A 23,841-nucleotide genomic window follows, 5' to 3' on the forward strand; every position below is an offset into this window, starting at 1 on the left:
AATATGCTCTTATCGATATATCAAAGATATAAGATAAGAGCGTTTTTACTATGCTAATGATAGTCGGTTCAATATGTTTACGGCTTTAGAATTTAACTATAGAAATTTAAAATAAGTAATTCTAACACTGTATCCAAGTTATATAGGGCTAATTATAATGACTTCTTAGCCCTCTTTAGATCCTATCGGCAATACTATCTGTACCACCAACCCTTGTACCCCATCTTTACGATTATAAGTATGGATATAACCCTTGTGAGCGGTCACTACTGCATGAACGATGGCCAGTCCTAGTCCATAACCGCCCGTTTCACGATGCCGCGCAGAGTCCAGCCGTACAAATGGTTGGAAAATACGCTCTAAATCCTTTTCTGCCACACCGCCGCCTTCGTCCGTTATGCTGATCTGAATCGCAGGTGTCTTATCCTCTGTCTCTATTTCTTTAATTTCAGCAATAACTTTGGAACCAGATGCAGTATGCATAAAGGCATTGCGAATAATATTCTCAAGGGCGCTATGCAGCTGTTCTTGATTGCCTAACACTGTCAAAGAGGTTGTTGACGCTGCTAATAGTGCAGAATCGGGCGATTGCCACTGCCATTGCACGTCTTTATTTTGAAACTCAAAACAGACGTCTTGCCCAATCTCACTGATAATTTCAGCAATATCGACCGTGTCGTTTTCTAAGTTGTCGATGGTATATTGCTGCATTTGCAGTGACTGGATATGAATGATTTGTTCAATCAACTCATTCATTCGTGCTGACTCTTTGTCTATGCGATCTAGATAGCTACTGGCATTAGGGGCAAAATCTCGAGTCAGCTCAGTCGCGACATCCAGACGTGCCAATGGCGAACGCAGCTCATGCGAGATGTCACTCAACATCTGCTTGCGTGCCAGCTCACTTTCAGCCAATCGTGTTGACAGCTTGACCACATCATTAGCAAGTAAACCCAATTCGTCATCTCCCATTTTCGATAAATTTGGATGGGCTTGATAGTCACCATCAATCATACGGTGCACGGTGTTTTGTACACGGCGAATACGCTGAGTCATCGTACGACTGAGCCAAATACAAACCAAGATACTAAAGATAATAATCAATAACAGACGTATGGGAAAATTACTATGCTGCCGCTCTACTACGTCAGAAAAACGTAAATGCGGACGCAACTGTATAATAACCGTTTGCTCATCTGGTAGAGCCACAGTCACATCAGCCAGTTCAGGACGATTCTCAGAATCAGCTATCGTCGCGCTACTCGGAATCATAGGCGGCAAAAGATAGCTTAATGCCGATGGTTGAACATTCGACATATCTTTATCACGTCTAGGCTGTATTGGCAGCTTTGGCTCTAGTGATGGTGGCTCTGTTGCCTGCTGACCCTCTGGTCTACTTTTTGGTCTTGGCTCCTCTCCATCACGATAATAGTCTGGCTCTATCGCCTGCTGACCATATGGCCTAAGTTCCGGCCTCAGCTCATCCCTATCGCGATAACGCGGAAATATAATGGCACCTTGCTCATCATAGACTCTAATTTGATTCATCAGCCATCGGTCTTGATGGTACATCTGCTTGACGGCTGTCAAGTCGCCAGCTTCTAGTGCCGTAACCATCTCTTGACGCTTAGTCAATAACGTATCGACCTGCACATCCATAAGAGCGGTGAGCGCTTTTTCACTCAACCAACGCTCTACCATTACCGATAAGATAGAAGTGACCAGAATGGTGACTAATAGGCTTAAAAACAGCCGCCAAAACAGGGTGATTCGCACCTTAAATTTAGGAGTATTCATCGATGATTCCATTATTAAAGTACTAGCTGATAACCTTTACCACGAACCGCTTTTATTGGCTCGTCATGAAAAGGTTGAAGTTTTTTACGCAGGCGTGACACATGCACATCTAAGCTACGGTCAAAAGGTTGAAGTTCACGTTGCAATACATGCTCTGATAGCCATTCTTTACTGACTACCTCGCCTTTTTGTTTGAGGAGCGCCACCAATAGATCAAACTCTGTACCCGTCACTTGCAGCTCAATACCATCTATTTGACAACTTCGCTGATTTTGATCGAGATGCAAGCGACCTTCTGGTAATGGTGTGTGATCTGACACCGCCGCATTGGTACGTTTAATCACTGCATTGATACGTGCCAGCAGCTCTCGAGGATTACAGGGTTTGGTAATATAATCATCAGCGCCAAGCTCCAGACCGATAATACGATCAATCTCCTCGCCTTTTGCCGTCAGCATAATGACAGGGATATCAATAATATTCGGTAATTGGCGCAGTACGCTGAGCCCATCCATTTTTGGCATCATAATATCAAGCACTAGCAAATCATAAATAGGCGCCTGAGTACTCGCCATTTTCAGTTTTTTTATAACAGCTTCACCATCATGAACGCAGTCACATTGGATGCCGTGATTGTGTAAGTACTCTTGTAATAATTGAGTCAACTCTTCGTCATCGTCGCCTAATAATATATTTGGCATATTTTTCTCCTTTAGCTTTGAATCGCTTTGTTATCTATATTATCAGGCAAGAGCTTAGCGATTCGCTATAAACGTTACTTTTCTTAATACTTCATAAATGTTCGTAACCTTCAACTGTCGTAAGATAGCACCTATCAACAGCAGGTATTGTGTTTATCTACAGCACTTAAAAGTAATATTTGCTAGATGACCGTTTAATATTTGCTTAACCAAATCAATCAAATAAAAGGTATTGTTATGAAAAAATTACTATTGGGCTCAGTATTAGCATTGTCTAGCGTATTTACTGTCACCGCCTGTAGCAGCGTCAATGCAAACACGGATACCACACCATCGGCCACCAAAATGCAAAAACAGCATAAAGCCGGTATGAAAAAGGGCGACATGAAAAAAGGTGGTATGAGAGGCCCATTGTCACAACTGGATCTGACCGAAGCACAACAAACACAAATTAAAGCCATCATGCAAAAACAGCATGGCGATAATAAAGCGGATCGTACAGAAAACAAAGCAGAACGCGCTCAAATGCATCAGCAGATTCAAGCATTGACCAATGCCCGCACATTGAATAACACCGCAGTAAGCCGTCTGGCTGATCAACAAGCAGCAAAAGAGAAGCAACGCTTTATTGAACGTATACAAACCCAGCATGCAATTGCTCAAGTATTGACTGCTGAGCAACGTGCCGAACTTGTACAAATGAAAGAAGAAAGAAAAAATGATAAAAAAGGTGATCGTGAGCCACGTGGCGAACGTCCACAACCAGGCATGTAATAATCTACTCCGGAAAAGTATGATTTTTATCTAGCGATATAAGTTTTAAATAAAAAAGCGCCCCTATTTGATAGAGGCGCTTTTTTATTTGCTAATATAAATATTTAAATCAATCGAGACCATCCTAGATTCTGTGTAACTGCCATTTAGATTAAATGCTTACTAATACGGTCATCAAACATAATCATAAAGCGATTCAAAGCAGACGTCCAGTTACGAATGGGCATCGACCACTTCTTGGATGCCTGCTGGGTTGCTAAATACACCACTTTGAATGCTGCCTGATCAGATGGGAACACCTTACGCTTATTCACCGCTGTCCGAATCACGCTGTTTAGCGACTCTATCGCATTGGTGGTATAAATCACTTTTCTGATGTCTTTAGGATACTCGAAGAACACCGTTAAGCCCTCCCAGTTATTACGCCAAGACTTGATGATATGCGGATACTCCTTGCCCCAAGTCTCATCAAAGTGCTCAAGATTGGCCTCTGCCATCTCAAGCGTATCAGCGCCGTAGATGGCCTTTAAATCAGCTGCTACGGCCTTCTTATCCGTCCACGGTACGAACTTCATTGAGTAACGCACCATGTGTACGATACACAGCTGAACCTTGGCTTTGGGATAAACCGTGTTGATGGCATCGGGGAAGCCCTTTAAGCCGTCGACACAGGCAATGAGGATATCTTGTACCCCGCGGTTTTGTAGTTCAGTGAGAACGCCTAGCCAGAACTTGGCGCCCTCATTTTCTGATAACCACATACCAAGCAGCTCTTACCATCAAGCCCCACGCCTAGCGCCAGATAGATAGCCTTGTTGATGATCTGCTTGTCTTGACGTACTTTAACGACAATGCAGTCCAAATAGACGATAGGATAAACACTGCTCAGCGGCCGGTTCTGCCAAGCGGTGATGTCCTCTAAGATGTTGTCAGTGACTCTTGAAACTAAGCTGCTTGAGATGTCGACGTCATAGAGCTCTTTGATGGTTTCGACAATCTCGGTGGTGGTTTGACCCTTGGCGTAAAGGAATATGATCTTGTCATCGAGACCTGAGATACGGGTTTGATGCTTACTAACGAGTACAGGCTCAAAGCTGCCACCGCGGTCTCTTGGGGTGGAGATCTCAAGATCGCCTGTGTCACTGCGGACGGTCTTTTTAGTGTGCCCGTTACGCTTATTAGGTTTATCCGCCTTTTCATGCTTGGGATAGCCGAGATGGTCTTCCATCTCAGCCTCTAAGGCAGTATCGATAAAGGATTGCATGAGCTGCTTTTGGAAGTCTTTAATGTCATCAAAGCTGTTCATGCTACCAGCCATTTGCTCGGCCAGTTTTTTAAGGTCAGATTGAGTAGTCATTGCTTATTCTCCGGTTAATGGATTATAAGCAGTTACACAGTTTTTAGGAAAGGCTCAATCAATCTGATATTTTAATTAATTTCAAAAACTCTTTCTCTGCCAAAACCTTAATATCTATACCGCTCTGTATAAGCTCTTCTACTTTTCGATGCTTACTACTTTTTTCGTGGCCTGCCAGCAATGTTAAATCTTGAACACCAACCACGAGGTAATCTAGCTTTTTTGAAGCACCTGCTTTCACATTAAACCCATTCTTGGCTGCTATCTCAGCAATCTCTGCTCTACCAATACTCAAGTCTCCCGTAAAACAAATATTAAGTCCTGCGTATTGACCTGCTTCATCTCCAGTTTTGGTAATATTACGTGGATAACTCTTATTGTTTACACGTCGCTGTTGATGATAAATACTATTATACTCACTAGCTTCTACCCAATCACGGATCGATAGACTATTCTCTCTGAGGATAGTTACGGTGATAAATCCACATGCTTTAGCATCCTCTAAGGCATCGTGATGAGTAAATCGATAATTCCATTCTTTACATACATTCGCTAGATTATAACCTTGAACCGCAAAGCGCTGACAAGTCCTACGCACTAATACAGTCGCATCTACCCACTGTAGCTCTGGTACCGGCAACTTATGGTTGTCAAGACTTTGCCTTAAAGCCCTTTGGTCAAAATTCGTATAGCTAACCACAATATTTTCACCGATAAACTTCAGTATATTTCCATAGATGTCATGCATGGATGGGGCATCTTTCACCATACTGCTGGTAATACCATGCACTTCTATATTTTGACGACTGAAGGAGGTCTGAGGTGTAACTAAAGTGCAATAGGTATCAATCAACTTACCGTTTAAATATTTAGCCAACCCTATTTGGCAAATAGACCCTATATCACTATTTGCAGTTTCAACATCAATAGTCACAAAGTTCACTATATATTCCCTTATTTAATACAATTTTCCATACCATCCTCAATAGCAGCAAACTATCTTTCAGCCATCAGTAACCTATCAAATACCATCTTGCCTATCGTCGTACCATTGCCATCACGATAATATTGCATCAGCTCACGACCATACTGTCGCGCATCAATACTATTACTGGCATTCGGCACTTGCACATCACTTGGCAAATTTGGGAATGCCATGTCTTTAGAGCTGATAGAAGAATACTGCTGCAAAGCGTCCATTACGATGCCGCCTGACTTATTATCAGCGGACTGATATTTGCTTGGGAACGCACTACGCGAATGCTGCCATTTGAGCTGACCACGTTTGTCAAACCCATACAGTTCTTCTACAGTCGTATTGTCTAATAATTCTGACTCGTCCGTCTCAGCATCCTTATTCATACTGTCTTTTAGCATTGACAATACTTGCTGTACCAACGCTTTACTGGTTAATTTATCAGTCTCTGTGTCGCTTGCCTCATAAGACGCATCACTATCTTGGACCAATTCAGGATATTGCTTACTGATACGATCGTAGAATATCTGCATATAATCTTGATGAAATTGCTCATAGCTCTCAGCACTTTGCACACGGCGAATCACTTGAGCACTTGCTTGCATAACTGGTAACTGATGTTCCGGTAATTTAGGAGACAATGATGCCAGTGTGTTGGGCGCGACATAATCAAACTGACTAACAGGTGCGGCTTCAAAGGTACGATCTAACGCCTCAAAATGGCTCTTTATCACCTCACTACCGAAACCTTTAGGCAGCGTGCCATCGTCAATCGCTATCTTTAGCCACTTATTTCGCCATTTTGTACCGAGCTTGTCATCTAATAAATCTGAATTAAACATCGCAAAGTTATCTGCCCATAGATAGATATCACCATTTTTAAAATCGATATAAATAGGCTGATTGATGCTACTGTGATGATTGCGTGCTTGATACTGCACACTAGCGAGCATGGTAGCCTTGCCAGCCATTGGCTGATAGACACCTTGAGAGTTGATAGACAGCGGCTTTAATAGATAAGCATCTAGTAGCTTCGCTTTTTTCACGTCTACTGGTTTTGATTGGTCATCATAATTATCAAACAGCTGCTGGTACGATGCTGGCACGGTAATATCGCTATCATACTGACTGTCTACCCACGCTTCATACGCGTCTGAACATTCAAGGTAGCTGTCTTTTAGTGTCGTTCTCTGAGCATCATACTCCGCATCCAAAACATCTTTATTTTGCGTGTCGGCCTGAGAAATTAAGTCAGCATAAGCTTGATCGTGTGTGTCTTCGCAGTAATCATCTATATAACCTGACGCGACCGACTTTTCCTCTTTTGCATTGGCAATCTGCTGATCGTTGTTAATCTCAATATTGCCGTGGTAACTGAATGATTGGCGACGCTGTTTTTGTAACGCGGTTGCCAATGCTGTTTTGGCCGCGGTTGGCGTTTGCTGTGCCGTGATAGCCGTAGACTGGCCGAGACTAGTAGATTGACAACCTGTTAATAATAGTGCGCCTGTTATGAATGCACTGGTGAATAAAGTGTGGCTTTTGAGCATTGACGGCAGACGACCTACGATGGCTTGTTGTACTGTTTTCATTTTTTGTCCTTAATAAACATGGGCTTGAACCGAAAATAGTGTTAATGACGCTCTATCGGTTGTCCGTATCATCTTCAGCATCGTTGTAGTCTTCGCTATAGTCAGTGTCATAGTCATCATAATCACTAGAGTCATACTCTGACGCATCACTGGCATAATCGTCACTGGCATCAGCATAATCGCTATCGTAATCATAACGGGCATAACGGGCAGTATCTAGCCTATCTTCTGCTTGACGTTGTTCTGCCATCCACGCATTGCCATCGATAGCAGGTTTGGCGTTTTCACCGAAAGACTCTGCCAATAAAGGCGTTAATACATGATTTTTAAAACTGGTTTTATCGTAGCGCACCTGGTTTAGTACGGTGGTGGTAGAGCCCATTAAGTCACCACCAATATTCATACGTTGCTGCTTGGCAAGCAGACGGTCTGAGCTGTCTAAATAGTAGTAGTTTATTTGATTAAACGAGATAGGACCGATAGCCTCAATCAACTGTAATAGCGACCCCACATCTGCACTTTGATAGCCCTTATTGTATAGCTGTAACTTTTCAATGGCTGTTTTTAGCATCGCACCATCAGGATATTTTTCTGGATTGGCATCGACATAATCTTGTAATGACTTGGACATGTACTTCAGCGTTTTACCGATCATCTCACCGCTTTGTTGGCTACCGAAATATACTTTTACCGCTCGGCTAGCACCGACTTCTTTGGCAAACCGATCATTACGAATATCAACCGCGCTAAAATGCTCAGGCGCCAGCTCTGCCATACTGTCCTGTATCGCAGAAATCGCCGCGTCATAAAGTACTGCTGGCGGCAGTTGCTCCGTGATACTCTCTGGCAAACCAAAACTGACGGTATGCGATGCCATCTCATTAGGTAGTGGCGTATGGTCAGGATTGGCAATTGCCATGATGGGCATAATGACTGAAGGATCGACCGTGATACGACTGTTGTCAAAATCAAGCGCGAGTGGTATTTGTACCGATGCGCTAATCGTTGGTGTCACATAATCATAGCTGTAGACGCTTTGTATTTGTCGCTGCTTAGGATTGTATTGACTGACACTGCTGAACATGAGGTTTTTATATTGATATTCATTTGATGCAGCTATCTGCTCAGGCGTACGATTCATCATATTGAGTAGCTTGCCAATCACGCCTGCTGCTGAAGAAGAACCTGAAAACTCATCTTCTACATTAGTAGTCTCTCCTCGCTGCTTAGCCGCTTGCATGGCTTCATATTGTTCTGTCATGCTTTTGGGGTTTAATTCTGATAACTTTGAAAAAGCACTGTCCGATTCATAATCATCGGTTTCATAGGCTTCTGTAGCATAGTCACTGCGACTATAACCGTTTTCATCATAGCCATCTGCATCATAGCCATCTGCATCATAGCCGTACCAGTCATAACCATTTTGATCTAAGCCATAGTCGTCATAGCCATTTTTGTCGTAACCCTCATAATCGTAGCCATACTCGTCATAGCCGTTTTCATCGTATTCACTGTCATCTGGCTCATCAGCATCTTCTACGACGACGACTTCTGCAGCATCTACATAGTCGTCATCTGAGTCGTAGGCATATTCTTCGACGACTTCGTCATCCGAGTCATAGTCGCCTGAGGTTTCTTTTTTATAAACATAGGTCTCTAAAATAGTCTTAAACAAACTGCTAGCGCCGGCATCGATACTATCTGGACTGATAAAAGGGGCTGCTTGATAGTTGGCTTGCGAGACTGACACATGCTCCGTTGCTAAATGCTGACGAATAGCGGTCAATAAATGTGACTTGGCTTGATTCTCTGTACTGGGATATTTTTCTTGGTCAAACAGCTGGGCATAGCGTTCAGACTTGGCATGTAAACTGGCATTAAATGCACGGCCCTGTGCTTGGCTTTGTACGGTATCTGCCGTTTCAAAATCAATCATCTTTCCTGATACGGCAGCAGATGATGAGACGGTCGGGTTTGATTGACAGCCTGTCACCATGGTCGTCGCACCCACAGACAAAATGGCACAGCCAGCAATCATTATCGACTGACGCTTACTAGTGCTCGATGACTGGTGAGCGGATGATTGAGGTAAAGTTGGCTGGTCATTTTTACGAAAAATAGGCGGTGACATGAGACTTCCTTAATCTAAGCTGACAAACAATTGTAAGTATCGTATTGGTAGCGTTATTTATATCACAAAACATTACTAGCTAGCGATAATAGCGCAATTTTTCATTTAGTTTCCATAAATCATTGGGTTTCACCATGATATTTATTCACTGAACGCTTAAAAAGTTCTCATATTAGACAGCTATCTGTCTCTATAAAAATAAAAAGCAGTAGCACAATGAACAAAATATATTTTAAAACCACCATTTCTTCATATTTTTATAGACATATGTAGATAGCAACTCCCTATTCTCATGTTATTCTGTTATTTTGCGTGACATACCTCTCTATAATCTATCTATTGCTTGTCTATATACTTGTTGATTAACCTCTCTCATAAAAAGGACTTTACGATGTCACAAATGCCCTCACATCCACATCACACTACTCAGCAACCCAAAGTCAAGAAAAAATTATTACTTAACCCTAGTACGCTACTGATTACAGGGGCGTTATTACTGTCTGTATCTGCTCATGCGCTGGAACCAGTAGCATCAACCAACTCCATTAATAACAGCTCAATTAATAACACCTCAATTAACACCAGTGCGATAAACCTAGCCGTAATGGCTGATAACCCAACCATACTGTCTGAAACCAAACGCATTACGACCGCCAAATCAAGTAAGCTCACCGCTACGACTAACACGACTAATAACACAAATAGTGACCAAGCCATTTATTCTGCTGATGCCATTCATCATCCAGTATGGGCAAAAAATGGCATGGTTGCCACGCAAGAAGCGTTCGCTTCAGATATTGGGTTACAGATTCTTAAACAAGGCGGTAATGCCGTTGATGCCTCGGTTGCCGTTGGTTTCGCATTGGCTGTTACTTTGCCACGTGCCGGTAATATCGGTGGCGGCGGGTTTATGATGATTTATGATGCCAAACAAGGCAAAACAGTGGCGTTAGATTACCGTGAAAAAGCACCCAGTAGTGCCTCACGTGACATGTATCTTGATGCCGAAGGCAATGCCGTCAGCGACTTATCTCGTTATCATGGTTTAGCCGTTGGTGTACCGGGCACAGTGGCAGGACTGCTCAAAGCGTTAGATGAACACGGCACGATGAGCCGCGGGCAAGTCATGGCACCAGCGATTGCACTGGCAGAGGACGGTATCGAAGTCACAGCAGGATTGTCCGAGTCGCTCACTGCCTTAAGCGATCGCTTGCAAAAATGGCCCAGTACTAAAAAGGTGTTTTTTAAACCCGACGGCAGTGCCTGTCAACCGGGTGAACGTTTAAAGCAACCAGAGCTTGCTCGCTCGCTAAAGCTGATTGCCGCACAAGGCGCTGATGGGTTTTATAAAGGAGAAACGGCCAGTAAAATTGTCAAAGCTGTCAATGAAGCAGGTGGCCGTATGAGCCTACAGGATTTGGCCAACTATAATGCCGTGGCCCGTACGCCTGTCAAAGGCAACTATCGTGGTTATGAGATTGTCTCTATGCCACCTCCTTCTTCTGGTGGCATTCATATCATTCAGATTTTAAACATATTAGAAGGCTATCCACTCAAAGACTACGGACAAAACAGCGCCCAGACCATTCACTTAATGGCTGAGGCGATGCAATTGGCTTATGCAGATCGTGCTGAATATTTGGGTGATGCTGATTTTGTAGATGTCCCTGTGAGCGGTCTCACTGCCAGACCGTATGCTGATAAACTGCGTACACTGATTGATCCAAACAAAGCCACGCCAGCCGCTACCATCAAAGCCAATAACCCACTACCGTACGAGAGTGATCAAACCACACATTTTTCTATCGTGGATAAAGACGGCAATGCCGTCGCCAATACCTATACGTTGAATTTTTCTTATGGCACTGGGCTGATTGCTGATGGCACAGGTATCTTATTAAATAATGAGATGGATGATTTTTCTGCTAAGCCTGGTGTGCCCAATGGTTATGGCCTATTAGGCGGTGAAGCAAACAGTGTCGAAGCTGACAAGCGACCGCTGTCTTCTATGAGTCCAACGCTCGTGTTCAAAGACAGTAAGCCTTATATCGTAACGGGCAGTCCCGGTGGTAGTCGTATTATTACGACCGTGACGCAGGTTATCTCTAACGTGATTGATCACGATATGAATATCGCTGAGGCCACGCATGCCCCGCGCATTCATGATCAATGGTTGCCTGATGAAATCCGTATCGAAAAAGCATTGAATATCGATACCATCAAAAAGCTCGAATCTATGGGGCACACGGTGAGTCCGCAATCAGCAATGGGTTCAACGCAATCTATTATGATTACGCCAAGTGGTGTTTACGGCTCGTCTGATCCACGTATCGTTGATGCAGCGGTAGTTGGGTATTAATCATAAACACAAGGATACAATTATGAAATCAATACAACTATCTCTACTCCTAACCAGCATATTAGGCCTGTCAGCTTGTATCAGCCATCCAGCACAATTCTTTGGTATGCAAACTGAATATTTAGAAAATGACTTGGGAGTAGTTACTGAATGTACTACTCAAAAAGATAGACAAACAGGAAAACCTCTGTTCTCCCCATTACCTAAAGCTGATGAAAAATTTTTTTGGCGAGATAATAATTTACCAAAAGGCACTTTATACTTTACCTGTGAAGGAGATAAGGCCTTATTGCCCAAAGACTGTCAAGGTAACTCACTGACTACGCCACAGCTGCGTCGATACTGGAAGAAGCATGATTTAATGGTTGGTTCAGTAGAGTTTGATTGTCACAACGGTATCCCAAAATCATATAAGAATCACTAATTGAAAAGCAACAGTACTACCTATGAGCTGTAAGGAAACTTTGGATTATGAATGCACTCAGACTTTCACTATTATAATCTCTAATTATATCATTATCAGCTTGTCTATCTCCTAGTGGACACATATTAGGTGGAATCAAAAACTCATTGATGTTTGAAAAAAAAGTCAACTGGACAACAGCTATACACGCACCGCGCTACTACCCTATCGAGCTAGTCGCAGGCGAATCATTTTGGATGTATGACGATGGTTCAAGACGCGGTTTTTATGCGCACGCAGGCGGTGGGTGGCGTACAGCTGGTGCGGATGCGTCAGGTGGCTCTCGCATTCCTGATGGCATTAATCTCACGTGGCTGGCGCCCATAGAAGGCAAATACTATCATGTCAGAGCCAGACTGCCCAAAGCAGAGATAGAAAAAAAGTTTAAGCGCAAGCTCACTATGGATTTCGAAGACACACCAGATACTGAACAGTTTAAGCAGATTCAGCTGGCGCTGGCTCCTGGTGGCTTCGTCTCTGTACGTCTTGGTTGGGCAGAAGTTGTAGAGGTGGCACAGTTTCAAGCAGAAGAGATAAATATTCCGTGGGAGTATTTTGCACAGGCCAATCATTTTAACCCTGAAGGCCTGAGTGAAGAAGAATATCTATCAGGGTTTGTTGAGGATCAGCCCGAAGAGATACAAGCGCAAGCAGCCAACGGTACCTTTCCTATTGGCAGATGGAAAGCCTTTAATACCCAAAAGTTCCCATGGTATCTCTCCACGCCGCTTGATGTATACGGTTACACAGAATTCTTGATTAATGGGAACACGACATTTATCCCACAGTCTGAAGTAGACTTAACCACATACAAGAGTGAAAAAGCAGTGCCTGCTTGGTATCGACTATACTTTAAACACGAGGGCCAACGGTATCAAGCCATTATTCGCTTTAGCCAAAGTTCTCCAAGTGCCAAAGAAATGCCCGATGGCGATGTAGAGCAGTTTGAGATTTTTAAAACTTTTTTTGCGGAAAACAAAGAGCCTGCAGCACTAATGGTCAACATTGTTGATGGTGAGCTGGTTGCTTACCTAACCGTTGATGGTGTCACCAAGCAAAATGTACCCTTACATGGTAGTTTTTATCGTCTACTAAAAGAGGATGAATATAAATGGTTCTAATAAATTTGGTCTAGACATATAGAGATACTCGAATAAGAAGACTCATATACTTATAGGGGTCAACTAATTTAGGACAGATGATATGAGGTTTAGTTTATCACCCAAATAGCTAAAAGCCGTTCACTCCTAAACAGATTAATATTTCTTTCTGAATATGTCATAAACAACCGCTTTCATCGTTAAGAGGTCAGCGGTTATTCATGCAAAAAAATGTCTAAACAATTCTAAAACTTGTTATACAAAACTAAAATAAGACACCTTATGAAAACATCATACCTCATCGCCAGCGGACTCACCGCAGTACTATTAACAGGCTGTATAGATAATATAGCGGGGATTAATAACTCAAAGCCTGATGAATACATTCTGAATAGTAAAGGCGGCTGGGCATTAGACTGTGTAACAAACCGTCCTTTGGGTTCTGACGGCGATTATTTTTGGGATTATAATAACCTACCTCATGGCACGGTAGACTATGTCTGTAAAGAAGGTAGAGCTTACCTACCTGGACAAGCACCCAATTGCGACGTACAAACTGGCTTTTGCCCACCCGACAAAGATACCAAAAAATGCTATGGTAATGAAACTTCAACATATTATGCAAAACAATGTAAAGAAAGTGACTACCTAATCGGTTATTGGCAAGGTGATAAATGGATGAATAGAGAGGGTAACTCCGCCAACCCAGTCTGGGTTGAAGGTAAATGGGCTGGATTATAATTCAAATCTCTAAAAAGTATTCACCTCCAAACAGATTAATATTTCTTTCTGAATATCTCATAAATAACCGCTTTCATCGTTAAGAATGTCAGCGGTTTTTTGATAGAAAAACAATGCTTTCTCTAGCAAAAAATCTTGCCTGTATCATGTCTATTACACTGCAGTAAGATAGCGAAGGTCTTTTAATGGAACAGAAATAGCACATACCTAACGAATATTTCCAACCTTATTACTTAGCCTAATAGCTTGGAATCAGTGGCTGTCTGCGGCAAATAATGCTATTATTAACGACCTGATTTGAAACCAGAAAATACGGTGAACAACATATTTTCAGACTAAATTAAAATCTTAAGCCATTGATAATTAAAAATTTATTTCTTATCAGCCTATTTTCCGATCGTATCCGTAAGAGTCTTCTATGGCATTTGTACACCTTGGCATTCACAGCGAATATTCAATTACTGATTCTATCGTGCGTATTAAGCCGATGGTTAAAGCGGCGGCGGCTGACAATCAGCGCGCGCTGGCATTGACCGATTTATCCAACCTTTATGCCACGGTGAAATTCTACCGTGCCTGCCTAGGCGCTGGTATCAAGCCTATTATCGGCAGCGAAGTCATCATGGAAAATGAAGACACACGACTGACCTTACTCGCGATGGACAATGAAGGTTATCAAAACATCACTCGTATCGTATCCCTTGGCTTTACCGAAGGGCGTGCCGATGATGCCAATCACGGTGTACCAGTCGTGAAACGCAGCCATATTTTGGAACATGCGGCAGGCGTGATTGTATTATTTACCGAAAAATCCGATGTCGGCCAAGCATTGGTTAGCTCGATGCCAGAGAAGGCTGATGAGCTGATTACCGAGTGGCAGTCACAGTTCGCTGATCGATTATATTTCGCCATCAAGCGTACCAGTCGCTCAGGTGAAGATGCCTTTATTCAGGCGGCTATTCACTCGGGTGCCAAACACCACATCTCTATCATCGCGCACAACGATGTGCGGTTTTTAGAGCAAGATGATTTTGATGCCCATGAGGCACGTGTCTGCATTGCAGGATCTTATGTATTAGCTGATCTCAATCGTCCGCAGACTTACTCTGATGAGCAATACCTAAAGACTCAAGCTCAAATGGAGCAGCTATTTGCTGATATTCCACAGGTTATTGATAATACCTTACGTTTAGCCACCCGTTGTAATGTGACGTTGACACTGGGCATTAACGTCCTGCCCGACTTCCCTGTGCCTGAAGGGGAAACGATTGAATCGTTCTTTCGGGCAGAGTCTGTACGTGGTCTAAATAATCGCTTGGATAAGCTCTTCCCTGTCGCCGAGCGTACTGAACATTGGAGCGACTTTCGCCAGAGGTATGACGAGCGCCTAGAATATGAGCTTGAAATTATCCTTTCAATGGGGTTTCCGGGTTATTTCTTAATCGTTATGGACTTTATCCGCTGGGCGAAAGCCAATGGCGTACCCGTTGGACCGGGCCGTGGTTCTGGTGCTGGCTCGCTGGTCGCTTATGCGCTAAACATTACCGACCTTGATCCAATTCATTATGATCTGTTATTCGAGCGCTTCTTGAACCCTGAACGGGTATCGATGCCCGATTTCGATATTGACTTTTGTATCGAAGGTCGTGACCGAGTCATTGATTATGTGGCGCAAACTTATGGCCGTGACGCAGTCTCGCAGATTATCACCTTTGGTACGATGGCCGCAAAAGCCGTGGTACGTGATGTGGCGCGCGTACAAAGTAAGTCATACTTCCTCGCCAATAAAATATCCAAACTTATCCCTAAAACACCCGGTATCACACTGAGTCAGGCACTCGAGCAAGAGCCACAGCTCAAAGACTTAATTTCGAATCCTGACAATATGGATTATGAAGATGCCATTGAAGTTTGGGAGATGGCAATCAAGCTAGAAGGCGTCTGCCGAAACGTCGGCAAGCATGCCGGTGGTGTACTGATTGCCCCGCATAAAATTACTGATTTTAGCGCCATCTATTGTGATGATGAAGGTCACCGTGTCAGCCAGTTTGACAAAGATGATGTCGAGGCCGTTGGGCTAGTGAAGTTTGACTTTTTGGGTCTGCGTAACTTAACTGTCATCAATGCTGCGGTTGAGAACATCAACTTACGCCGTGCCAAAGAAGGCAAAGACGCATTGATCCTAGAAGACTTGCCGTTAGATGACAAAAAAGCTTATAAGCTATTGCAAGATGCCAAAACCACTGCCGTCTTTCAGTTAGAAAGTATGGGCATGAAAAAGTATCTGGCCAAATTGCAACCGACCAACATCGAAGATGTCATCGCCATGTGTGCGCTATATCGTCCAGGGCCACTTGATGCTGGTATGGTAGAGATGTATATCGACCGTAAGCATGGTCGCGAGGAAGTCATCTATGATCACCCGAATCTTGAGCCAATTTTAGAAAACACCAACGGCGTTATTGTCTATCAAGAACAAGTGATGCAAATCTCGCAGGTCATGGCGGGATATAGCTTGGGCGGTGCTGATATGCTTCGCCGTGCGATGGGTAAAAAGAAACCCGAAGAGATGGCCAAACAGCGCGATATCTTTGTCACTGGCGCGACCTCACAAGGCATCGACGAAGTCACCTCAGGCGGTGTGTTTGATTTGATGGAGAAGTTTGCCGGTTACGGTTTTAACCGATCGCATTCTGCCGCTTATGGTGTCTTGGCTTATCAGACGGCTTATCTAAAACAGTACTACCCTGCCGAATTTATGGCAGCGGTCTTAACTTCTGATATGAACAACACGGACAACGTGGTGTTCTTTATCAATGACTGCCGCGAAAACTTTGAATTGACTGTGGTGAATCCATCCGTCAATCGCAGTGAATGGCATTTCGTCGCTGACACGCCAACCAATATCATTTATGGGTTGGGCGCAATTAAAGGCGTTGGTGAAGGTGCGGTTGAGTCTATCGTTGATGCACGCCGCCGAGAAGGGCCATTTAAAGACTTATATGATTTTTGCCGCCGTGTCGATATTAAAAAAGTCAATAAGCGCACCCTTGAAGCATTGGTCAGTGCGGGCTGTTTTGATGACTTTGCTGCAACCTTGCGACCTGACTTGCCAAGCGACGAAGCTTACGAGATTCGTGGTGCATTGATGAGTCAATTGCCAAGCGCCGTACAGGCCGCTGAACAAGATCGTCAAAACCGTGAAATCGGTATGATGGATTTGTTTGGTGAAATGGATGGTGTGGTCGCCGCACCGCCACTCGTCATGACACCAGAGCTAATCTGGGGTGACAAGCATCGCCTAAAAGCAGAAAAGAACACCTTAGGACTGTACTTAACAGGTCATCCAATCAATGAATACTTAGAAGAGCTCAAACGCTATACCTCAGGCACACGACTTGATAAGCTAACAGATACTGGCTACAACGGTAGCTGCTATTTTGCAGGGTTGATTATAGACATCGCTAACTTTGGTACTCGCAACGTCATTACCTTAGACGATGGGACCTCAAGGTTAGAGGTTAGCTGCTATGCGGAGCGTTTTAACCGCGTAAAAGACCAGCTAAAAGTCGACGAAGTGGTCATCATTAAAGGCAGCATTCGTGAGCGTGACGGTCGTCTCTTTGCCCGTCTTGATAGTGCCATGAGTATGGTTGATGCACGCCTGCGTTGGCTCAAAAAAATAAGCATTAAAGTTCATGGTAGCGACATTAAGTTGCTCATGCATCTACAACCACTACTCAAATCAGCACAAGCCGACATTATACCTGCACCGCGCTTGGCTTATAATAGCGATCAGGATGAGCAAGACAGTAACAGTGGTAATGGCGCTTACGACCCTGCGATAGGCGGCAGTTTATACGATGAAAACGGCAATGATTTACTGGCATTAGACAATGGCAGCCCTACCGACCAAAATTATGCTAATAGTGCCTTAAGCAATACGGACACTTCTATTAATGATAATTGTCTACCGCTTGGGCTGAGCATTTATGAAGAGTTTGGTATTGCTAATGTGGGACTATCAGAGCATTGGCGAATCTACCCTAACGATGATAATTTACAGCAGTTGAGAAACATGATTAGTGAAGACAATTTACACTTTCATTATAGTTAATGTCTTTCTCAGTTTTAAAAACCTATTATCATCAATTAAGGTACGTTCAATACATCTTATAGTCTGTTCAATATAATTTAGATACAAGGAAGCTAAGTTAAAGTACTACAAATAGTAGACTGAGCGAGGCTGACACCGTATCCACTTTATAGAGGATTTGACTATAACCTTATTGCTTTAACTTTTAACAATTGGACATAACATTATGGAAAATAACCCAAATAACAATATGACTCAGCAAACTGAAGAAGTTATTAATCACGAGCAGTTTGAAGACATGCGTGACCTGCTCGAAGAAGACTTTGCCGACCTAATACAAGTGTATCTTATAGACAGTAAAAAACGTGTCGCAACGCTGCGAACCGCTCAGCAAGAAAACGATCATGCTAACGGTTATGAGACCGCTCATGCTCTAAAAGGCGCTAGCGCTAACTTGGGAACAACACAACTGGTCAAGCTTAGCAGTCAATTACAGGAGTGCTGCCGTGAGCGCTGTATCGGTGAGCAGGCTGCACTGATTGAAGACATCGCAGCCGCATTAGAACGCGCTGAAAAAGAAATAAACCTAAGATTGGAGCAATAAATGCGTAGCGAGACTCCATCATCTGAAGCGTTACCAACTCTCTCAGAACCGTCGGCTCATAGCGTGAGTGATTACCTAGACGCTGTGCAAGTTGTCATGGTTAATACGACTTTGCCCGCTAATATTGGCTCAGCAGCACGCGCAATGCACACTATGGGGCTATCTTGCCTAACGGTCGTTGAGCCCAAACTGCCGATTGATGACACCAGTGTCTCTCATGCCGCAGGTGGCAGTGAGCTGCTTTCGTCAGCGACTATCACCCCAAATCTTGAGTCTGCCATTGCAGACTGCCAGCTCGTGTTCGCTGCCAGTAGTCGCAGCCGTCACTTGCCTCGTCCTGTGGTCACACCCACGCAGGCAGCCAAAATCATGTTTGACTTTATTGATCAGCAAGACACCGCTGTTCACGGTAAACCAAATATCGCTATCTTATTTGGTCGTGAAGATCGCGGTTTGACCAATGAAGAGTTGGCTTATGCAGATTATCATATTCAAATCGATGCCAATCCTGCTTATCCTGTATTGAATGTCGCATCAGCAGTGCAAGTGATCGCCAGCTTTATCTTTGCTTACGCACAGACGCATACAAAAATGGCTGCTAATCATTCAAATACCGATGTCAGTACAACTGCTCAGCCAATGTTAGATATTCATTTGCGTCAGCAATGGGATGAGCCAGCCATCACCCAGCAGCAACTACTACAACTGACTCAGCGTATGACTGACCTTATGGTTCAGCGCGGTCTAGCAGATAGCGAACATCTAAAATCATTGCCGTCACGACTGTCTAGACTGGGTTCGCGTATACAGCTTGATCAAAAAGAGTATCAACTACTAAGTGCATTGATTGCCAAACTGTCAAAAAACTAGAGAACTTATCTAGGGCGTGTCATCATTTAGATTGTGTGGCTTAAAATGAGAAAAATTGCAGTCAAACAAGGAAGAACTCGCCGTAAATATGAACATATTGACAAGATTTCTGACGATGTTTGACAAAATTTAGCCATTTTAAGGCCACTAAATGTATCAATGTGCTAATTGATGACATGCCCTAGGACTACTACCAAATATAAAATCGATACTCGCAAACTCATATTAATCGATGGGTTTGTGAGTATTTAATAGCTCATCACTATATTTTATCGTGTAAAACTGCTATAACTTGAAAGACCTTAGCGTAAGTAAAACCCAATACTTACGCAGACTTAATAACGATTAAAATCCAACAACTATAAATGAAAGAGATCGCTATTTCAGTAACGACACTCTACCGACAAATAGATAGGACGCTTTATGTCATTGCCAACCAAATTGTTGAAAACGCTTACTAGCATCAAAAAGGATTTAAAAGAAGATATCGATGCGGTATTCAAACGTGACCCTGCGGCGCGTAATAGTCTCGAAGTCATATTGACCTACCCTGGCATCCATGCGCTTATCTTACATCGCGGGGCACACTGTCTCTGGAATAACGAACAGAAACTGGCCGCACGTGTGGTCTCTTATGGCTCACGTATCATAACAGGCATCGAGATTCATCCTGCTGCCAAGATTGGCAAACGATTTTTTATTGATCATGGTGTCGGTGTGGTGATTGGTGAAACGGCTGAGATTGGCAACGATGTCACCTTGTATCATGGTGTTACCCTTGGCGGCGTATCATGGAATAATGGCAAACGCCATCCCACGCTAGAAGATGGCGTTACGGTTGGCGCTGGTGCGAAAGTGTTAGGCCCATTTACGGTGGGTAAAAATGCCAAAATCGGCTCAAATGCGGTGGTGGTAAAACCGGTACCAGCAGGCGCTACGATGGTTGGTAATGCAGCTCGTATGATTTCTGATCATCATGATGAAAAAGGCAACCTGATTGCCGAAAAATCACCAGACGCTAAGTCACAAGAAAAAACAGCGACCTCAAAACAAGCTACTGCACGCGATACGGCATTTCAGGCTTATGGTATCGATCCAACCTCACAAGATCCTGTTGCAGAAGCTTTTGCTAAAATGCTAGAACACATTCAGCAATCAGAAAACCGCCTCGATCAATTACAAGCTGCCATGTGCAAAATCGACCCTAGTTTTTGTAAAAAAGAATATGACAAACTGTGTTTAGAAGAGTTCGATGTGATTGGTAAAGATGAGACTGATGAGAGAAGTTCTAAGCAGAAGTAAGTTTTATTTAATATGCTGCATCATCAGTGGCGCCTTAGATGCTTGCTGAACAATGTCTTTTAGCTCTTGAATCGTGAACTGCGAGCCTTTCCTAAAAACTGTGTAACTGCTTATAATCCATTAACCGGAGAATAAGCAATGACTACTCAATCTGACCTTAAAAAACTGGCCGAGCAAATGGCTGGTAGCATGAACAGCTTTGATGACATCAAAGACTTTCAAAAGCAGCTCATGCAATCCTTTATTGATACTGCCCTTGAAGCTGAGATGGAAGACCATCTCGGCTATCCCAAGCATGAAAAGGCGGATAAACCTAATAAGCGTAACGGGCACACTAAAAAGACCGTCCGCAGTGACACAGGCGATCTTGAGATCTCCACCCCAAGAGACCGCGGTGGCAGCTTTGAGCCTGTACTCGTTAGTAAGCATCAAACCCGTATCTCAGGTCTCGATGACAAGATCATATTCCTTTACGCCAAGGGTCAAACCACCACCGAGATTGTCGAAACCATCAAAGAGCTCTATGACGTCGACATCTCAAGCAGCTTAGTTTCAAGAGTCACTGACAACATCTTAGAGGACATCACCGCTTGGCAGAACCGGCCGCTGAGCAGTGTTTATCCTATCGTCTATTTGGACTGCATTGTCGTTAAAGTACGTCAAGACAAGCAGATCATCAACAAGGCTATCTATCTGGCGCTAGGCGTGGGGCTTGATGGTAAAAAAGAGCTGCTTGGTATGTGGTTATCAGAAAATGAGGGCGCCAAGTTCTGGCTAGGCGTTCTCACTGAACTACAAAACCGCGGGGTACAAGATATCCTCATTGCCTGTGTCGACGGCTTAAAGGGCTTCCCCGATGCCATCAACACGGTTTATCCCAAAGCCAAGGTTCAGCTGTGTATCGTACACATGGTGCGTTACTCAATGAAGTTCGTACCGTGGACGGATAAGAAGGCCGTAGCAGCTGATTTAAAGGCCATCTACGGCGCTGATACGCTTGAGATGGCAGAGGCCAATCTTGAGCACTTTGATGAGACTTGGGGCAAGGAGTATCCGCATATCATCAAGTCTTGGCGTAATAACTGGGAGGGCTTAACGGTGTTCTTCGAGTATCCTAAAGACATCAGAAAAGTGATTTATACCACCAATGCGATAGAGTCGCTAAACAGCGTGATTCGGACAGCGGTGAATAAGCGTAAGGTGTTCCCATCTGATCAGGCAGCATTCAAAGTGGTGTATTTAGCAACCCAGCAGGCATCCAAGAAGTGGTCGATGCCCATTCGTAACTGGACGTCTGCTTTGAATCGCTTTATGATTATGTTTGATGACCGTATTAGTAAGCATTTAATCTAAATGGCAGTTACACAGAATCTAGGATGGTCTCTGAACTGCTTATCAGCATTGTTAATATAATCAATTAACTGCTGCTCTGACATCTCATTAATATTCATTAGTAGTATCTCCCGTAGTCGTTAGGTGCTGCCATCTTGTATGAAATAATAGGGTCTTCCCAAAAGTCTGACTCGAACTCACCTGTTAAGTATTTCCCACCTGATGACGTTGCGACATCAACGACTTGTTCACAAATCTCCTGAATATCACTTTCAAGGACTTCTGAGCAATACAGCACCACAAACTGTTGCTCACGGTTATCATCTATTGAATATATTTCATAAGGTGGCGACATAGGGAATCTCTCTTGCATAATTAACATAGAACCGTCTTTATCCAAGTAAACATACCAATCTGATATTTCATTTCCTCTTTCGTAATTCTCCATATAGCGAAATATCTTCCATGTTTTCGCTACACTAGGTTCTACTAGAGTCGCACCTCGTCTATTATCATAATGTTGTATTAACCACTTTTCAGCCTCTGGTGAGGCGTAGAGTTCGTCTAAATCTTCTTCTGTAATGTCCCGATATATATTTACTCATCTCGTTAATGTTCATTATAAATCTCTTCCTGTATCATTAGGCTCTGCCATTCTGTAAGTAACAATTGGATCAACCCAATAATCAGGTTCGGGTTTTCCTGTTAAGTAGACGCCCCCTTGGGTGGCAATATCAACCACCAACTCACAAATCTTTTGAATCGTATTTTCAAGCGATTTAGAATAAAAAAGAATAACGAACTCTTGCTCTCTATTGGGATACATAGGGTGTTTATCATTTTCTAATGGCCATCTATCTTGCATAATTAATAAAGAACCATCTTTCTCTAAATACATAAACCACGCTGCTGTATCATAACGTTCGAAATTTTCTGAAAAACGAAACAACTTCCACTCTTCAGACGCTATAGGTTCTGCTATGCTTTCCTTTCCAACATCATTGTAGGTCTTTGGACCCTGATAGTATGGAATTAGCCATTTCTCAGCATCTCTCGAAGCATATAATTGAGCGATATCTCGTTTGGTGATTTCTCTATAGATATAATCACTCACCGTGTTCTCTTTTAATAATTAATTTAAAAGTGGGTAGGATTAAGAGAAGTACAGCTGTTTGCTTTCAATAAATGTATAAGTTCTACTCATAGCGATACGTTTTATCTCTTCAGGCAACCCCTTAAGATTGTTTCCCGTTAGCTCTTCTCCACCATAAATAAGCGCTTGCGTCATTACTTCTTTGATGTGAGGCAGATTTTCTCTCAGCGCAGAAGAACAATAGTATATGGATAGCTCATAACCTTTTGCTGTTTCAATCATAGTGCAGATACCCTTATTAAACAGATAAGCGTGACGTGGCGTATCTCCTTTCATAGACGAATAATTACCTATATTGAAAATCATCTCGCCTGTTGCTTCAATGACAGCTACTCTCCAGCTAAAATCAATCAGGCATCCAGCATGTTGTCTGTCAAAAAACATACTATGTAGCGCTTCTTTAACATCTGGTGAAGCGAAAAGTAAATCTAAGTCGTCGTCCGTAATTTCTCTAAATATAAAAGTCATTGTTTATCTCATGTGTTTTATAGGT

At 43.2% G+C, this 23,841-nt stretch carries 18 protein-coding genes and 1 pseudogene; 10 read left to right on the forward strand and 9 right to left on the reverse strand.

Features of this window, described 5'->3' with window-relative positions:
- Positions 1 to 165: 165 nt before the first annotated feature.
- Both JMW61_RS12220 and JMW61_RS12225 read right to left on the reverse strand, forming a co-directional pair.
- A complete protein-coding gene (locus JMW61_RS12220; protein ID WP_201551644.1) occupies positions 166 to 1,797 on the reverse strand; it encodes an ATP-binding protein in 1,632 nt (543 codons plus the stop codon).
- 14 nt (positions 1,798 to 1,811) lie between these two features.
- Positions 1,812 to 2,498, reverse strand: a complete 687-nt coding sequence (locus tag JMW61_RS12225) for a response regulator transcription factor (protein ID WP_201551646.1) — start codon at positions 2,496 to 2,498, stop codon at positions 1,812 to 1,814.
- Between the two features lie 237 nt (positions 2,499 to 2,735).
- On the opposite strand from JMW61_RS12225, the gene JMW61_RS12230 reads away from it, so the two are divergent.
- Positions 2,736 to 3,272, forward strand: coding sequence for a Spy/CpxP family protein refolding chaperone (locus JMW61_RS12230; RefSeq protein ID WP_201551648.1), 537 nt, complete (start codon positions 2,736 to 2,738; stop codon positions 3,270 to 3,272).
- A gap of 146 nt (positions 3,273 to 3,418) precedes the next feature.
- On the opposite strand, the pseudogene JMW61_RS12235 reads toward JMW61_RS12230, so the two are convergent.
- The 4 genes and pseudogenes from JMW61_RS12235 to JMW61_RS12250 all read right to left on the reverse strand — a co-directional run bounded on the left by JMW61_RS12235 (position 3,419) and on the right by JMW61_RS12250 (position 9,328).
- Positions 3,419 to 4,629: pseudogene (locus JMW61_RS12235) on the reverse strand (IS256 family transposase).
- Between the two features lie 58 nt (positions 4,630 to 4,687).
- Positions 4,688 to 5,572 (reverse strand): exonuclease domain-containing protein, encoded by an 885-nt coding sequence (locus tag JMW61_RS12240; protein WP_201551650.1) that lies wholly within the window; start codon positions 5,570 to 5,572, stop codon positions 4,688 to 4,690.
- Between the two features lie 53 nt (positions 5,573 to 5,625).
- On the reverse strand, positions 5,626 to 7,197 hold the full coding sequence (locus JMW61_RS12245; protein WP_201551652.1) for a hypothetical protein: 1,572 nt from the start codon (positions 7,195 to 7,197) through the stop codon (positions 5,626 to 5,628).
- Between the two features lie 52 nt (positions 7,198 to 7,249).
- The gene (locus JMW61_RS12250; protein ID WP_201551654.1) at positions 7,250 to 9,328 is read right to left on the reverse strand and encodes a hypothetical protein; all 2,079 of its coding nucleotides are present in this window, start codon (positions 9,326 to 9,328) and stop codon (positions 7,250 to 7,252) included.
- 391 nt (positions 9,329 to 9,719) lie between these two features.
- Between JMW61_RS12250 and ggt the strand changes: the two genes are divergently transcribed.
- The 9 genes from ggt to JMW61_RS12295 all read left to right on the forward strand — a co-directional run bounded on the left by ggt (position 9,720) and on the right by JMW61_RS12295 (position 22,216).
- Positions 9,720 to 11,687: a gamma-glutamyltransferase gene (gene ggt, locus JMW61_RS12255; RefSeq protein ID WP_227687462.1), complete on the forward strand. Its 1,968-nt coding sequence runs from the start codon at positions 9,720 to 9,722 to the stop codon at positions 11,685 to 11,687.
- Between the two features lie 22 nt (positions 11,688 to 11,709).
- Complete coding sequence (locus JMW61_RS12260) at positions 11,710 to 12,111, forward strand: hypothetical protein (RefSeq protein WP_201551656.1); 402 nt, start codon at positions 11,710 to 11,712, stop codon at positions 12,109 to 12,111.
- 149 nt (positions 12,112 to 12,260) lie between these two features.
- Positions 12,261 to 13,271 carry a DUF2931 family protein gene (locus JMW61_RS12265; RefSeq protein WP_227687463.1) on the forward strand — a complete coding sequence of 337 codons (1,011 nt, stop codon included), beginning with the start codon at positions 12,261 to 12,263 and terminating at the stop codon, positions 13,269 to 13,271.
- 261 nt (positions 13,272 to 13,532) lie between these two features.
- The gene (locus JMW61_RS12270; protein WP_201551658.1) at positions 13,533 to 13,991 is read left to right on the forward strand and encodes a hypothetical protein; all 459 of its coding nucleotides are present in this window, start codon (positions 13,533 to 13,535) and stop codon (positions 13,989 to 13,991) included.
- A gap of 418 nt (positions 13,992 to 14,409) precedes the next feature.
- Complete coding sequence (gene dnaE / locus JMW61_RS12275; RefSeq protein ID WP_201551660.1) at positions 14,410 to 18,108, forward strand: DNA polymerase III subunit alpha; 3,699 nt, start codon at positions 14,410 to 14,412, stop codon at positions 18,106 to 18,108.
- A 205-nt stretch (positions 18,109 to 18,313) separates the two neighbouring features.
- On the forward strand, positions 18,314 to 18,691 hold the full coding sequence (locus JMW61_RS12280) for an Hpt domain-containing protein (protein ID WP_201551662.1): 378 nt from the start codon (positions 18,314 to 18,316) through the stop codon (positions 18,689 to 18,691).
- Positions 18,692 to 19,561: an RNA methyltransferase gene (locus JMW61_RS12285; protein WP_201551664.1), complete on the forward strand. Its 870-nt coding sequence runs from the start codon at positions 18,692 to 18,694 to the stop codon at positions 19,559 to 19,561.
- Between the two features lie 462 nt (positions 19,562 to 20,023).
- The gene (gene cysE / locus JMW61_RS12290) at positions 20,024 to 20,863 is read left to right on the forward strand and encodes a serine O-acetyltransferase (RefSeq protein WP_406947845.1); all 840 of its coding nucleotides are present in this window, start codon (positions 20,024 to 20,026) and stop codon (positions 20,861 to 20,863) included.
- Between the two features lie 138 nt (positions 20,864 to 21,001).
- Entirely contained in the window at positions 21,002 to 22,216 is a 1,215-nt protein-coding gene (locus JMW61_RS12295; protein WP_201551320.1) for an IS256 family transposase, read from the forward strand.
- A 97-nt stretch (positions 22,217 to 22,313) separates the two neighbouring features.
- Here JMW61_RS12295 and JMW61_RS12300 read toward each other — a convergent pair whose 3' ends face one another.
- The 3 genes from JMW61_RS12300 to JMW61_RS12310 all read right to left on the reverse strand — a co-directional run bounded on the left by JMW61_RS12300 (position 22,314) and on the right by JMW61_RS12310 (position 23,816).
- A complete protein-coding gene (locus tag JMW61_RS12300) occupies positions 22,314 to 22,577 on the reverse strand; it encodes a hypothetical protein (protein ID WP_201551668.1) in 264 nt (87 codons plus the stop codon).
- Between the two features lie 237 nt (positions 22,578 to 22,814).
- Complete coding sequence (locus JMW61_RS12305) at positions 22,815 to 23,309, reverse strand: hypothetical protein (protein ID WP_201551670.1); 495 nt, start codon at positions 23,307 to 23,309, stop codon at positions 22,815 to 22,817.
- A 39-nt stretch (positions 23,310 to 23,348) separates the two neighbouring features.
- On the reverse strand, positions 23,349 to 23,816 hold the full coding sequence (locus tag JMW61_RS12310; RefSeq protein WP_201551672.1) for a hypothetical protein: 468 nt from the start codon (positions 23,814 to 23,816) through the stop codon (positions 23,349 to 23,351).
- Between the last annotated feature and the right edge of the window lie 25 nt (positions 23,817 to 23,841).

Source organism: Psychrobacter fjordensis (assembly GCF_904845995.1).
Taxonomy (GTDB): domain Bacteria; phylum Pseudomonadota; class Gammaproteobacteria; order Pseudomonadales; family Moraxellaceae; genus Psychrobacter; species Psychrobacter fjordensis.

Excerpts from the sequence above, each read along its gene's own strand:
- JMW61_RS12225 (WP_201551646.1), bottom strand. The coding sequence starts at position 2,498 with ATGCCAAATATATTATTAGGCGACGATGACGAAGAGTTGACTCAATTA.
- JMW61_RS12280 (WP_201551662.1), top strand. The coding sequence starts at position 18,314 with ATGGAAAATAACCCAAATAACAATATGACTCAGCAAACTGAAGAAGTT.
- JMW61_RS12310 (WP_201551672.1), bottom strand. The coding sequence starts at position 23,816 with ATGACTTTTATATTTAGAGAAATTACGGACGACGACTTAGATTTACTT.
- JMW61_RS12295 (WP_201551320.1), top strand. The coding sequence starts at position 21,002 with ATGACTACTCAATCTGACCTTAAAAAACTGGCCGAGCAAATGGCTGGT.
- JMW61_RS12265 (WP_227687463.1), top strand. The coding sequence starts at position 12,261 with ATGTTTGAAAAAAAAGTCAACTGGACAACAGCTATACACGCACCGCGC.
- JMW61_RS12300 (WP_201551668.1), bottom strand. The coding sequence starts at position 22,577 with ATGTTAATTATGCAAGAGAGATTCCCTATGTCGCCACCTTATGAAATA.
- JMW61_RS12250 (WP_201551654.1), bottom strand. The coding sequence starts at position 9,328 with ATGTCACCGCCTATTTTTCGTAAAAATGACCAGCCAACTTTACCTCAA.
- JMW61_RS12270 (WP_201551658.1), top strand. The coding sequence starts at position 13,533 with ATGAAAACATCATACCTCATCGCCAGCGGACTCACCGCAGTACTATTA.
- JMW61_RS12220 (WP_201551644.1), bottom strand. The coding sequence starts at position 1,797 with ATGAATACTCCTAAATTTAAGGTGCGAATCACCCTGTTTTGGCGGCTG.
- dnaE (WP_201551660.1), top strand. The coding sequence starts at position 14,410 with ATGGCATTTGTACACCTTGGCATTCACAGCGAATATTCAATTACTGAT.
- ggt (WP_227687462.1), top strand. The coding sequence starts at position 9,720 with ATGTCACAAATGCCCTCACATCCACATCACACTACTCAGCAACCCAAA.
- JMW61_RS12285 (WP_201551664.1), top strand. The coding sequence starts at position 18,692 with ATGCGTAGCGAGACTCCATCATCTGAAGCGTTACCAACTCTCTCAGAA.
- JMW61_RS12260 (WP_201551656.1), top strand. The coding sequence starts at position 11,710 with ATGAAATCAATACAACTATCTCTACTCCTAACCAGCATATTAGGCCTG.
- JMW61_RS12245 (WP_201551652.1), bottom strand. The coding sequence starts at position 7,197 with ATGAAAACAGTACAACAAGCCATCGTAGGTCGTCTGCCGTCAATGCTC.
- JMW61_RS12230 (WP_201551648.1), top strand. The coding sequence starts at position 2,736 with ATGAAAAAATTACTATTGGGCTCAGTATTAGCATTGTCTAGCGTATTT.